Consider the following 13,098-nt stretch of genomic DNA (forward strand, 5'->3'; position numbering starts at 1 on the left):
GACGGAATTAGTTAATTAGGTTTAAATTCTTTAACATACGATACAAAAATGATGCACTCTGAGCGCGGTCTGCATTCATGGCAGGTGCCAGTTGGCCATCAGCCACACCGCTTGTAATACTTGTTTTAATCGCTACGGCCATCGCTTCTTTCGCCCAGCCTTGAATTTTGTCATGATCGGCATAGGGGGAGAGAATTTTGTCGATATCCTCCGGGGATACAGTCTCCTTCCACATTCCAGTCGAATACATTGCATTGTAGATCATTTGAAGCATTTCCATTCTACTTATCTCTACATTCGGTTTAAAGGTTCCATCGGCGTAACCACTGATCAGATGTGCTTTTACCGCAGTCCCAACGGATTGCGCAAACCAATCGCTGGACTTCACGTCTTTAAAAATGGTTTGACTATCATTTGTATCGGGGGTGACACCGAGCGCTCTCGTAAGCATCGTGATAAACTCGGCACGAGTCACCGTTTTAGTTGGCTTAAAGCTACCATCTTCATATCCGGTAGCACATATTTGGAAGCCAGTGTATCAATCGCATCTTTCGCATAACTGTTCTCAACATCTCGGTTTGAGAGAGATGTTTCTATTATATCAGAAATTAACTTCTCAACAGTTTAAGTAATGATATTGAAAATATTGCCTTCTTTTCTTAGCTAAAATTCCCTCAGCAATTCACCACATATCCCCCGCGCACTTGAATATATTTAATAACAAGCTTTATTTCCCTATGTCTGATTAGCATTCCGCTTATCATAAACGCCAAGGAGGTGTCCCCATGACAGAGCCCTTATTTATCGTTTCCAAAGAGGATTGGTCACTCCACCGCAAAGGATACCAAGATCAAACCAGGCATCAAGAGAAGGTCAAAGAAGCCATCAAACAGAACCTTCCTGATCTGGTTACAGATGAAAGCATTGTCATGTCCAATGGTAAACAAGTCGTGAAAGTACCTATAAAAAGCTTGGACGAATACCGCTTCCGCTATAACTTCAACAAAGGCAAACATGTCGGTCAGGGAGACGGCGACTCACAAGTCGGCGATGTATTGGGAACAGACCCACAGCCGGCACAGGGTCCAGGCAAAGGCGAAGGCGCGGGAGATCAAGCCGGCGAGGATTATTACGAAGCTGAAGTCAGTATGGAAGAGCTGCAAGCGATGTTATTTTCAGAGCTGGAGCTGCCGAATTTGCAGCAAAAAGAGAAGCGGAATATGACGACCACCGAAGTCATTTTCAACGATATTCGTAAAAAAGGGATCATGTCCAACATCGATAAGAAGCGTACGATCCTCGAAAATATGCGTCGCAATTCTCGATCCACCTCGCCAGGTATTCATCATATTTCGCCGGATGATTTACGTTTCAAAACATGGGAGGAAATCGAGAAACCGCATTCCAATGCGCTTATTATTGCCATGATGGATACCTCTGGTTCCATGGGCTCTTTCGAGAAGTACATAGCCCGCAGCTTCTTTTTCTGGATGACCCGCTTCTTGCGCACGAAATATGAGAACGTTGAAATTGTGTTCATCGCGCACCATACAGAGGCTAAGGAGGTTACGGAAGAAGAGTTCTTCACCAAAGGTGAGAGCGGGGGGACGATTTGCTCTTCGGCCTACCAAACAGCCATTGATATTATTGATAAGAGGTACCCCCCTTCTCAGTTTAATATTTATCCATTTCATTTCTCAGATGGCGATAATTTAACCTCAGATAACGAGCGCTGTGTAAAGCTGATTACGCAATTAATGGAACGCTCGAACATGTTTGGCTACGGGGAAGTGAATCAATATAACCGCAGCTCTACGCTGATGTCCGCCTTCCGCCATATTAATAACCCGAAATTCCTGCATTACGTCATCCGTGAAAAAGGCGAAGTGTACAAAGCTTTGAAAACCTTTTTTACCAAAAAGGAAGGAGTGCCTGCACAGTGAGTAAATCCGAAATCCAAAAGCTGGAATATGCCATTGATGAAATTACGGAGATCGCGAAAGGCTTTGGGCTCGACTTCTTTCCGATGCGGTACGAAATCTGTCCGGCAGAAATCATCTACACCTTCGGTGCCTATGGGATGCCGACGCGCTATAGTCACTGGAGCTTTGGTAAAAATTTTCATCGCATGAAAACACAATATGACTTTGGACTCAGTAAAATTTACGAATTGGTCATTAATTCGGACCCCTGCTACGCCTTCCTTTTAGACGGAAATTCCCTGATTCAAAATAAACTTATCGTTGCGCACGTGTTGGCACACTGCGACTTTTTCAAAAATAATGCGCGCTTCTCCAAAACGAATCGCAATATGGTGGAGAGCATGTCCGCCACGGCCGAACGCATCCGCCAATATGAAATCGAGCATGGGATCGATGAGGTTGAACAATTCATAGATGCCGTACTTGCCATCCAAGAGCACATTGATCCTGTACTAACTCTATCGTATGGCCAAACTCGCAAACGCCAAGAAAATAACAAAGCCGCTACACCAGCAGTGCGATCGGAAGCAACATACGGGTATGAAGACTTATGGGACTTAGATAGCCGAAATAAACCTATTATTTCTCTGGATAAAGAAGATACGAAGCGTTTTCCGCCGAAGCCTGAAAAGGACCTTCTCCTTTTTATAGAAGAAAATGCCCCGTATATGGAAGAATGGCAACGAGATATCTTAACTATGCTGCGCGATGAAATGCTGTATTTCTGGCCGCAGCTCGAAACGAAAATCATGAACGAGGGCTGGGCTTCCTATTGGCATCAGCATATCCTGCGGGAATTGGATTTGACTGAGGAAGAAACGATCGAATACTCCAAACTGAACTCCTCCGTCGTTGTTCCGTCCCGCCATTCTTTGAATCCCTATTATCTTGGGTTGAAAATTTATGAAGATATCGAGAAGCACTGGGATGCACCTACAGACGAAGAAATTCGCAGATTCGGGCGAGCGCCTGGGCAAGGCAGGAAGAAGATCTTTGAAGTACGCGAATACGAGTCCGATACATCGTTTATCCGCAACTATTTGAATAAACCACTGGTTGAAGAATTAGATTTGTACGTGTTTGAGAAGAAAGGCCCGGAGTGGAAAATCACGGATAAAACGTGGGAAAATACGCGAGATCAACTCATCTACTCCCGTGTTAACGGCGGCTTCCCTTATATCGTTGTCGAGGATGGCGATTATCAGCGCAACGGGGAGTTGTATTTGAAGCACGCTTTTGAAGGCGTGGAGTTGGATTTGAAATATGTGGAGCGAACGCTGCCTTATATTTATAAGCTGTGGGGCAAGACTATTCATATGCATACGATTGTGGAGGATAAGCCGGTTTTGTTTAGTTTTGATGGAAAGAAGCATCATCGTCGGTTTTTGTGAGAGAAGCCCAACCCTTGTGGGGTTGGGCTTTTGAGTGTTCATTTATTCTAAGCTAAACAGCTTATTCAGGGGCACCTGTAAATCTTTAAAAACAAAAGACTGGATCATTTCCTGTTCTGAATACAAATGACGTACCTGATAACTGCCTTCCAGTAACGAATAAACATGCACCGTTCGATTCCCTGGATCGACAATCCAGTACTCCTGCACGCCATACTTCTGATACAAGTTGAATTTCTCATTAAAGTCCTTCAATGCGGTTGATGGGGAAAGTACTTCAATGATGATAGTTGGAGCACCTTGACAGCCGCTTTTTGAGATCTGATCCTTGGAACAAACAACCGAGAGATCAGGCTGTGTGACATGATCAGGAGAATCATATTCTTCACTTTCGCTAAAAAAAACATCAAATGGAGCCACGAATACGTAACAACTCCGATTCTGAAAAAATGTCCTCAAAGCGAAATGCAGTTCTCCAACAATATATTGATGTAAGGAGGTCGGTGCAGGTGACATATTATAAGCTTTGCCATCAATTAACTCCCACGTTCCGTCCCATGTCTGCCAATCTTGATAGTTGTGGATTTTCTTCTCATCCGGATTTGACATAATGTCGGGCCTCCTTCTGATTGTGAGCTTGCCTTTATTTATTGTAACATGTTCAAGCAAGTTGTTGCTAAATAACCTCTTTAAATCAGTATAACCCGAATAAAAGTAGATGTAACCTGCATCCAAGTTATTCTTATACAGGGGTTCAACAAAAGCCCAACCTCTCGGATGAGGTTGGGCTGTCTTTAGGTTCTGATGTCCCATGAAGATGGAGTTAGCCACCTTCATGCGGAACGTCAGTGCGCTATTTGCTTGATATCCGCCATTTCTATGAGCCAACGGAACGTAGATACGCTATTTGCGCAAATTTGGTGGAGAACGCCCTATTTTGCGGAAATAGCGCCCTCTCGTTCCCTTTCACCTCCGAATGCCGGCTTTTGAGGGCAAATAAGGGATCTACGTTCCCTTTGGCAACATAGATCCCAACTCAAGCATGAACTGGTGCATTTGGCAGCCAATGAGTCAAATAATGACGTTCAGTCGCCGTGTTTTCAAGACGGATCAACCGCTGAAACTCATCCCTCATCTTACTCCCACTTAAACGTAAATGTCGCCACAATGAACGACACGACCAGCCAGATGGCCAGCATCAGCCCTTCCTGCCACAGCTCCCCGAATCCCGCTCCCACGTTCATAATCTGTCGAATGGCGGTGCTCAGCTGGGTAATCGGGATCGATTTCACGATCGGCTGCAAGAACTCCGGCATGCTGGAAACAGAGAAGAACACGCCGCCCAGAAACATGAGCGGGAACGAAATCAGTCCAGCTATCGGCCCGGCGCTCTCTGGCGTTTTGGCCACGCCGGCGATGATAAAGCCGATAGACATGAACGTCAATGTACCCATGACGACAAACAGCAGGAGCAGCCACCACGAACCGTTAACCTGCGTCCCGAAAATCAAGGCGCCTACAAGCAAAACGATCAAGGCTTGGGCCGTGTTCATCACGAGGCGCGCGGTAATCTGCGCAGCAATGAACGTCGAAGCCTTCAGCGGAGTACTTTGCATGCGCCGTAACACACCCCGCTCCCGCCAGGAAGCAATTTGCCCCGAGACACCATTTAAGTTGTTGGACATGATCATCATCGCGAGAATGCCCGGTACGAGGAAATCAATGTACCTAAGCTGCAAAGCTTGCACACCCACAGGTTCGATCTTCACAATGGGGACGTAGTTCGAGATTTGTTTGGAAACACCATCCGCCACCTGACTAACCGTTTGCAGTCCGATCTGCGCACTCTGTTGGTTCGTCTGATCATAATACACCTGCAAGAAGCTTGCCTTGGAGCTATCTGCTCCCTTTTTCGCAACAGCTTCACCGTAATTTTTCTGAATAATAACAACTAGCTTCTGATCACCATGCTTTAGTTGTTCCAGCGACTTATCCAAGTCATCGGAGGGCTTTAGCTTCAGAATACTATTTGCTTGAAGTGCCTCCACCATGATACTAGATTCCGTGCTATGATCTTGGTCAATAACAACGCCGTCTAAAGTAATATCATTTCCCTTACCGAGAAAGGAACCGAGCATAATCATGAAGAAGAGCGGCATGAACAAGGTGAACACGAGCACTTGTCGATTTCGCACAAAAAATCGGAGCTGACTTAACGTCAATTGGATATAGGCATTCATTCTTCTTTCAAGCTCCTTCCGGTCATGGAAATAAACACATCTTCCAGCGTAGCCGTACGTGTCTGTAAGTCTGCCATTTGCAATCTACCGCCTGCGCTTTTCTCAATGAGGTCGATTAAGGATTCTTGCAGCTTATCTGTATAGAGGACGAATACGTCCTTACGCACGTCGATTCCCTTTACTTCACGGATATCGCGAAGCTCCTGAAGAACTGATTCCTTATCCGCTTCCTCCAAGTCCTGCAGTCTGAACTCGATCGCGCTATCTGATTGCAAGCTGCTCACCAGATTACGCGGCGTATCCAATGCAACGACCTTCCCTTGATCCATTAAACAAATACGATCGCAAAGCACATGCGCTTCTTCCATATAATGCGTGGAGAGCACGATCGTTTTGCCTCGCTCCTTCAGCTTCAAAATAATCTCCCACAGCGTTCGTCTTGCTGTTGGATCTAACCCTGTCGTAGGTTCATCCAAGAAAATGACTTTTGGATCGTTCAGAAGCGCAAGCCCAATGGCAAGCCTCTGCTTTTGCCCGCCAGATAGATGCTTCACACGGCCGTTTCTTTTATCAATCAACGTCATATCCTCTAATAGCGGCTTAATCGGAACTGAACTCGGGTAGAAGCTGGCATACATCTTCATAATTTCCTCAACGGTCAACAGTTCAAATAGGGATGTCGATTGCAGCTGAACCCCGATAACTTCCTTTACTTTGCTTAAGTCCTTTTGTGTGTCAAATCCAGCCACAATGGCGCGTCCCCCGTCAGGCTTCCGCAGCCCCTCGATCATTTCCATTGTAGTGGTTTTTCCAGCGCCATTAGGACCGAGCAAACCGAATACCTCGCCTTGATAGACCTGAAAGTTAACGCCTCGCACAGCCTGGAAGGATCCATAATTTTTGATTAAGCCATCCGCTTCAATAACAATGTGTGAAGACTCCATAACGCTAGCCCCCTCCGTTTCCAAATTTTACGTAACTCCTCCTATCATATAACAAATGATCTCACAGTTATACTTTCTCATGGAGGAACACACTGCCAACAAAATCTCAAATTCTTGCTGACAGAACTAGTGGAATTCCGACACCGCCAATCGACGAACTTATTGAGAAGGATATGATAATCTTAATATCTACTTAATAATCAATTCCGAAGGAGATGTGTTGAAGTGAGAATGAATATTTTATTTAATAAGAAGCCGATTTCTGTTAATTTCGTCGGCACGGACCACAAATTAATTCCCTCTTTGATCAACGCACTTCGCCATAACAAATTCACAACCATGAATTTAGTTAATTCCGTAGAGCGTGTAGATTTATTTAGCTCGGAAGCCATTTTATATGCCAAAGATGGAAATAAAGCACGTATTCCGATTTTCTAACGCATTTCGTTACATAGATGATGTATGACCAAACGCTTACGAATGGTAGATTCCTTCGTAAGCGTTTTTTTTCGTAGACAAATAGGCATATAAACTCTTCTCTTTTCATAGACTAATAGAAATGAGAATACTTCTATCGAGGCCATTCAAAGATGAGAGACCGCGTTAAGAGGTAAGTATTATCGCCAATTAGAAAGCAGTTTTCGGGAGCCGAAAACTTATACTTTCTAATGTGGTAAACACCACTACAGCTGGGATGGAGAACGCTATGTACGTCATCCGCTTTTTCAAAGATCGTGCTGCTCAGCTACTAATCTATCTTCTCATCATGATAACGAGCTTCGTATGGACCTTAATCTGGGGTCTTCATACGGCTTCTCAACCGCCTCCAAGAATAACTACCGAGTACAGCATCAAACCGGCTACGAATGGCGTCCTTCTTCATGTGATCCAAACGTCGCCAGAGAACATTGGACTCAAAGCGATTAAAGCAAATGTGACCGATCGGCAGGACAACGGGATTAATGGCGGTTTTTTCTGGCAGGGGTATTTGCTGAGCATCGCGGTGACCAATGATCTGCCTGTAAAGGGGCAACCTGGTGATTACGGCTCGGGCTGGTACAATACGGATCGGAAACGAGGAACGCTGGTGTGGGACGAGAAGGCGCATACCTTTACCGTCCAAGTTGTCGAAAATGCGAGCGAGCTGAAGGTGATGGATCGCACGCGTTATTGGGCACAGGGAGGCGTAAGCATGGGGCTTACGAATCCATTTGGCTGGGCCGAGCAAGCCATTTCTGAAGAAATGCCTGTGATTAACGAGAAGCGCATGCGCTCTGGCATCGTGTATGATCGAATGAACAACGTATATCTCGTTGTAGCGCCTACCCCTTGTACAGGTGAGGAGTTCCGGACAGCGGTACAAGAGCAGGTAGGGGAGAATCAGCTGGTTGACGGGCTTTTCCTTGACGGCGATGGTTCCTCGCAGCTGAAGGTCGCGAATTTCTTACTGCCAGGCGATCACCGTGAGGTGTATCAAATGATAGCATTGTTGAAATAAGTGGAGGGAGGTAATCCCTTCCTAAGCAGAGAAAAGAGGAAACCCCACGAAAGCGGGAGTTTCCTCTTTGATATTTCTTCGAGAATTTAGAACGTCACATTATCCGGATCCGGACCAATACGTTGGTTGACATTCAAAGAATCAACCAAAGCCATATCCTCACCGCTGAGCTCAAAATCGAAAATGTCCGCATTCTCACGAATGCGATGCTCCGTCACCGACTTCGGAATCGTCACGACGCCATGCTGGATATCCCAGCGCAGCACAATTTGTGCAGCTGATTTCCCGTATTTAGCCGCAAGCTGCGCCAATACGGGTTGATCGAGTTTACCCTGCATAAGCGGGCTCCACGCTTCTAACTGGATGCCCTGTTCACGTGTAAACGTGAGCAGCTCGTTTTGCGATAGCTCCGGATGATACTCCACTTGATTGACCGCAGGAACAACACCGGTATCCTCTATCACGTGCTCCAAATGAGAGATTTGAAAGTTGCTCACGCCAATTGCACGAACATGCCCCTCTTTGTAGAGGTGGACGAGCGCTTTCCAAGTTTCTCGGTAAGTCGCGGACACAGCCCAGTGCACTAAGTAGAGATCAATTGTTTCCAAACCAAGCCGCTTACGGCTTGCTTCGAATGCTTGCAGCGTAGATTCATACCCTTGATCTGCGTTCCACACCTTCGTGGTTACGAAAATGTCCTCACGCGGCACGCCGCTTTGGCGCAAACCTTGGCCAACGCCTTCTTCATTGCGATATACCGCAGCCGTATCAATGCTTCGGTAGCCTAATTGCAAAGCGGTTTGAACCGCTCCGATAACCTCTTGACCTTCATTCCTTTTATAAACACCGAGACCCAGCCAAGGCATATGTACACCGTTGTTGAGCGTCACCCCAGCTGTAAATGCTTGATTCGCTTTCGTAGACATTGCTAACAACCTCCATCGGAATAAGATTAGAATGAGCGCATCTTTACCGTGTAGCTCTTTCCATCTAATCATAGCATTGAAGTCGGGTATCACAAAATTGTAGGAATAGCAGGCAGACAACAGACGACTCACCGATTTAACTCTGATGCGTATGAATCAAATCCATTTTCAATTGCCACAAGGCTGCGCTCAAATTGACACGATACACCTCAGGATTCAGCATGCGCACATATTGCGGCCAAACGGTTTGCATTTGCTGCGCATGGTAGTCACGAATACCATCCAAGGTTGGAAGCTCATAGACCAACTTCCCCTCCTCAAAAATCGATTTCAAGAGCGGAATCGCTTCATAATCCTCGATATATTTAAACAAATACGGATGGATGGGGTCGAATAGCTTAATCCGTTTCCCCTCCCGAATATCCACCTCATCCTGCAGAGCCAAATAATCCGCCTCCGCTTTGCCGGTCGTCTTGTTCATAATCCGGTAGGCTTCCTTGAAGCCTGGATTCGAAACCTTCTCCGGGTTGCCCGATATCTTAATGACAGGCACGAACTCGCCGTCCTTCTCACGGGCAACAAGCTTATACACCCCTCCCAGCGCGGGCTGGTCGGCGGCTGTAATCAGCTGGGTGCCAATCCCCCAGCTGTCGATCTTAGCCCCTTGGGCTTTCAGCCCCGCGATGATGTGCTCATCCAAGTCATTGGATGCCACAATCTTCACCTCGGGAAAGCCCGCCTCATCCAGCATGCGCCGCGCTTGCTGGGATAAATACGCCAAATCGCCGCTGTCGAGGCGAATGGCGTTCAAGCGCTTGCCGCGGCTCGCGAGCAGCCGCGCCGTTGCAATGGCGTTCGGCACACCGCTGCGCAGGGTGTCGTAGGTGTCCACGAGCAGCGTCACCTGCTCGGGCAGGGCCTCAGCATACGCACGGAAAGCTTCCGCTTCCGTGTCATGGGCCTGCACCCACGCGTGCGCGTGCGTGCCTTTGGTCGGGATGCCGAACAGCATCCCGGCTCTGAGGTTCGATGTCGCGTGGAACCCCGCGATATAGGCCGCTCTTGCGCCCCAAACGGCGGCATCAGCCTCTTGGGCGCGGCGAGTGCCGAACTCCATCAGCACGTCGTGCGGAGCGACGCCTTTCATGCGCGAAGCTTTGGTCGCGATGAGTGTCTGGAAGTTCACGAAATTGAGTATCGCCGTCTCAACCAGCTGCGCTTCGAAAATACTGCCGACAACCCGAACCAGCGGCACATTCGGAAATACAAGCGTTCCCTCCGGAATGGCTTGTATATCACCTTTGAACGAAAACGCACGAAGCGCATCAAGAAATTCTTCCTTGTAGTTCTCCTCTTGCATCCGCAAATAAGCGATCTCTTCCTCTCCGAAATGCAGGTTTTGTATATAATGAACCACCCGCTCCAAACCTGCGAATACGGCATATCCACCACCGAAAGGCAGCTTGCGGAAATACACCTCGAAAACCGCTTTTTCCCTATGCGTTCCTTGCAGCCAATGCGCGTACATCATGTTAATTTGATATTTATCGGTGTGCAGCGTCAAGTTCGTCATTGCGTTCATGGTATGCCAATTCATCGCATTCATCCTCTCACTAGCCCATTAGTTCATCCAATGGCGTATTAGTTACCTTTTCCAATTTTTAACAACCCTAGCCCCTAGTGTATGTACAAAATGCTTTAGTGCCCACACATGGCCTTGTTCATCAAAGCTAGCGACCGCATCCTCATGAATAACGAGAGAGAAACCTTTATTGTACGCGTCTACCGCAGTATGTAAGACACAAATATCTGTACACACACCCGCTAGATGAAGCTCCTGAATCCCTCTAACTCTAAGCTTTAGCTCAAGATCCGTTCCGCAGAAGGCGCTGTATCTCGTTTTGTCCATCCAATAAATGGATGCAGCATTATCTTCATGCACCTCTTTTAAACGGCCATAAAGCTCCCGTCCTTCTGTATCACGTATATTGTGTGGGGGGAACAAGTCCGTTTCGGGATGGTAAGGATCACCTTCCTCATGCAAATCAACAGCCATTACGACAAAGTCCTGCTCTTTCACAAAGCTTTCAGTTAACTCACACATACGAGCTTCAATGGCAACTGCGGGATCCCCACAAGGAAGTCTACCCACCACGAAATCTACCGTGTAATCAATAAGAATGAGCGCTCTCATGTCCACCACTCCTTATATTGTATATTTAAATTTATCATAATGACAATATCAAAAGTTAAAAAGAGAGGCCCTTCCAAAGGGCAATTTTCAATAACATCATTTCGATAAACTCATTATGACATAATTAATTTCACTTTTCAACTGGACGATTACACATTTATTGCGAGTCCGGAAATAGATTGGCGTAATTGAGGAGAACAGTCATAAACCCGAGCGCAACGAATGAGAAAAATGCCATGATATCCAAATGAAAGACATTGGGGAATACGATAAAAATAGCACCTGTGGCGACACAAAGCCAGTTCTGCCACATATGCTTCCCAGTCTTACCTAAAGCTAGCATCGAGCTTACGAATTGCAGACTTCCGAGCAGCGCACAGCTGAAAAGCGCATTGGTTACATCTCCAAATCCGAATACCCAAGGGCTGAGCAGAAACCATAGGCCAAAGAGTGCTGACAAACTATTTTTGAGATACATACCGATTACACCTCCTACACGCATGTTGTTACAGTATATGCAAACGCTTACAAATACGTGTATGAGAAAAGCCTCCGATTCACCTAAAATCATATATAATTCACCCTTGAATAGGGATAACTTTCCTATACGATAAAAAAAGTTGGTTAGTCTAATGACCAACCAACCGTCCTTGATTCACTTACTTTTCCGGTACGACTTATTGTTCGATATGAAGACCCGTTGTACCGGTTGTCACATCAGCTTTAAGAATATCAGTAACAAATTTCACAGGCACATACAAGGAATCGTTGAGAATGACTGGAGCAGCCCCAAGCGCAACAGGTGCCATTTTCGCGAAGAAATAGCTGTCTTTCCCCACACTCACACTCGTCCATTGCGCACCTTTCGTCAGTTCGGCCGAATACGTATCTTGATTCCATTTCACTGTGTAGCCAAGTCCTTCCGCTACTTTACGGAAAGGAACGAGTGAAACATCATCCGCATTTACAACAACCTCGCTCCCCAGTAAGTCGACCTTTACTTTCTCGGAACCAGGGAGTGGAACAGGATTTGGCTTAATCGTCAAATTCTCAGGCAAGCTAAAGCGAAATTCCGGCGATCCTGCAACACCAGCTGCGATCGCGTATTTCGGGAACACGACAACGGCTTCTCCTTTTTCCACATAAAAGCCTTGCCCTTCGCTGATTCCTTTAAATTGATCTTTAAAGAAATATTGTGAATTCTCATCCATTTTGGCTACTACGCCTGTATCGATTGTTGCCTTATAGTCTGAACCAAGTAAATCCTGTAGCGTTACACGCTGAGCCGCTGCCGCATTCAGCACATTATACGTATCTACTCTCGGCATACCCGTGCCGCCAGTTTCGCCGTACGTAGTCACTGTAAAGGAGACAACGCTCGAAGGATTGCCAGTGCCATCAGATTTCAATGTATAGACAATCGTAAGTCCATAAGGGTGGTACGTATATCCCTTCTCTATCGCTGCTGCAGCAGCTTCTGAAGCATCCTTCTCCCATGCCGCCAAATCTTTGTTCGCATGCGATAGGATCATGTCATTCAGCTCATCCTGATATCTCGTATCGAGCATACCTGTTAGCTGTGGCACTTTGATGTTGGTCGTTAGATCTGTACTCGAAGAAGTAAGCACCACTTCTTTAATGACAACTGGCGCAACGGTAGTTGCAGAAATAGCTACAACAGTATCTGCCGAAACAACGCTCGCATTTGACCATACAGAGGCGCTCACACCCACAAGCAAAGCACAACCAACAACACCCATTTTCAACATGTTCCACGGATTTTTCTTCATTTCCTATTCGCTCCTTCTAAGTTATCGTGTTTTTCTCTCTTGTTCTAACCTTCACGCTAACTAGACGCACCAGCCCTCAGAAAAGTCTGAATAACGGTCAACTGCACTTCAGAATTCCCCCTATAAAATGTAT

Annotated in this window: 13 protein-coding genes; 4 read left to right on the top strand and 9 right to left on the bottom strand. The window is 46.4% G+C overall.

From position 1 onward, the window contains the following. Window positions 1–7: 7 nt before the first annotated feature. Window positions 8–523, bottom strand: a complete 516-nt coding sequence (locus AC58P7_RS11735) for an S-layer homology domain-containing protein (protein WP_497343033.1) — start codon at window positions 521–523, stop codon at window positions 8–10. 262 nt (window positions 524–785) lie between these two features. Between AC58P7_RS11735 and yhbH the strand changes: the two genes are divergently transcribed. Both yhbH and AC58P7_RS11745 read left to right on the top strand, forming a co-directional pair. Then, window positions 786–1,943: a sporulation protein YhbH gene (gene yhbH / locus AC58P7_RS11740; RefSeq protein WP_497342930.1), complete on the top strand. Its 1,158-nt coding sequence runs from the start codon at window positions 786–788 to the stop codon at window positions 1,941–1,943. Further along, window positions 1,940–3,373, top strand: coding sequence for a SpoVR family protein (locus tag AC58P7_RS11745; RefSeq protein ID WP_497342932.1), 1,434 nt, complete (start codon window positions 1,940–1,942; stop codon window positions 3,371–3,373). Before yhbH ends, AC58P7_RS11745 begins: the two co-directional genes overlap by 4 nt. 42 nt (window positions 3,374–3,415) lie before the next feature. On the opposite strand, the gene AC58P7_RS11750 is transcribed toward AC58P7_RS11745, so the two are convergent. From AC58P7_RS11750 to AC58P7_RS11760, 3 genes are all read right to left on the bottom strand, one after another. Next, window positions 3,416–3,982, bottom strand: a complete 567-nt coding sequence (locus AC58P7_RS11750) for a Uma2 family endonuclease (protein WP_497342934.1) — start codon at window positions 3,980–3,982, stop codon at window positions 3,416–3,418. 527 nt (window positions 3,983–4,509) lie between these two features. Beyond that, window positions 4,510–5,613, bottom strand: a complete 1,104-nt coding sequence (locus tag AC58P7_RS11755) for an ABC transporter permease (protein WP_497342936.1) — start codon at window positions 5,611–5,613, stop codon at window positions 4,510–4,512. Continuing rightward, window positions 5,610–6,557, bottom strand: coding sequence for an ABC transporter ATP-binding protein (locus tag AC58P7_RS11760; protein WP_497342938.1), 948 nt, complete (start codon window positions 6,555–6,557; stop codon window positions 5,610–5,612). Before AC58P7_RS11760 ends, AC58P7_RS11755 begins: the two co-directional genes overlap by 4 nt. A gap of 225 nt (window positions 6,558–6,782) precedes the next feature. On the opposite strand from AC58P7_RS11760, the gene AC58P7_RS11765 reads away from it, so the two are divergent. Both AC58P7_RS11765 and AC58P7_RS11770 read left to right on the top strand, forming a co-directional pair. Next, complete coding sequence (locus AC58P7_RS11765; protein ID WP_497342940.1) at window positions 6,783–6,995, top strand: hypothetical protein; 213 nt, start codon at window positions 6,783–6,785, stop codon at window positions 6,993–6,995. A 232-nt stretch (window positions 6,996–7,227) separates the two neighbouring features. Then, window positions 7,228–8,055, top strand: a complete 828-nt coding sequence (locus AC58P7_RS11770; RefSeq protein WP_497342942.1) for a hypothetical protein — start codon at window positions 7,228–7,230, stop codon at window positions 8,053–8,055. Between the two features lie 86 nt (window positions 8,056–8,141). Here the strand turns inward: AC58P7_RS11770 and AC58P7_RS11775 are convergent, their stop codons facing one another. The 5 genes from AC58P7_RS11775 to AC58P7_RS11795 all read right to left on the bottom strand — a co-directional run bounded on the left by AC58P7_RS11775 (window position 8,142) and on the right by AC58P7_RS11795 (window position 12,965). Further along, entirely contained in the window at window positions 8,142–8,981 is an 840-nt protein-coding gene (locus AC58P7_RS11775; RefSeq protein WP_497342944.1) for an aldo/keto reductase, read from the bottom strand. A gap of 136 nt (window positions 8,982–9,117) precedes the next feature. Further along, window positions 9,118–10,578 (bottom strand): nicotinate phosphoribosyltransferase, encoded by a 1,461-nt coding sequence (locus AC58P7_RS11780; RefSeq protein WP_497342946.1) that lies wholly within the window; start codon window positions 10,576–10,578, stop codon window positions 9,118–9,120. Between the two features lie 48 nt (window positions 10,579–10,626). Beyond that, entirely contained in the window at window positions 10,627–11,175 is a 549-nt protein-coding gene (locus AC58P7_RS11785; protein WP_497342948.1) for a cysteine hydrolase family protein, read from the bottom strand. 157 nt (window positions 11,176–11,332) lie between these two features. Beyond that, entirely contained in the window at window positions 11,333–11,653 is a 321-nt protein-coding gene (locus tag AC58P7_RS11790; protein ID WP_497342950.1) for an SPW repeat domain-containing protein, read from the bottom strand. 199 nt (window positions 11,654–11,852) lie between these two features. Beyond that, the gene (locus AC58P7_RS11795) at window positions 11,853–12,965 is read right to left on the bottom strand and encodes a stalk domain-containing protein (protein ID WP_497342952.1); all 1,113 of its coding nucleotides are present in this window, start codon (window positions 12,963–12,965) and stop codon (window positions 11,853–11,855) included. Window positions 12,966–13,098: the final 133 nt, after the last annotated feature.

The sequence above is a fragment of the Paenibacillus sp. J22FR5 genome, assembly GCF_059691975.1.

Bases quoted from the DNA above. Each gene is read 5' to 3' on its own strand.
- yhbH (WP_497342930.1), top strand. From the start codon at position 786: ATGACAGAGCCCTTATTTATCGTTTCCAAAGAGGATTGGTCACTCCAC.
- AC58P7_RS11750 (WP_497342934.1), bottom strand. From the start codon at position 3,982: ATGTCAAATCCGGATGAGAAGAAAATCCACAACTATCAAGATTGGCAG.
- AC58P7_RS11755 (WP_497342936.1), bottom strand. From the start codon at position 5,613: ATGAATGCCTATATCCAATTGACGTTAAGTCAGCTCCGATTTTTTGTG.
- AC58P7_RS11760 (WP_497342938.1), bottom strand. From the start codon at position 6,557: ATGGAGTCTTCACACATTGTTATTGAAGCGGATGGCTTAATCAAAAAT.
- AC58P7_RS11775 (WP_497342944.1), bottom strand. From the start codon at position 8,981: ATGTCTACGAAAGCGAATCAAGCATTTACAGCTGGGGTGACGCTCAAC.
- AC58P7_RS11780 (WP_497342946.1), bottom strand. From the start codon at position 10,578: ATGAATTGGCATACCATGAACGCAATGACGAACTTGACGCTGCACACC.
- AC58P7_RS11785 (WP_497342948.1), bottom strand. From the start codon at position 11,175: ATGAGAGCGCTCATTCTTATTGATTACACGGTAGATTTCGTGGTGGGT.
- AC58P7_RS11790 (WP_497342950.1), bottom strand. From the start codon at position 11,653: ATGTATCTCAAAAATAGTTTGTCAGCACTCTTTGGCCTATGGTTTCTG.
- AC58P7_RS11795 (WP_497342952.1), bottom strand. From the start codon at position 12,965: ATGAAGAAAAATCCGTGGAACATGTTGAAAATGGGTGTTGTTGGTTGT.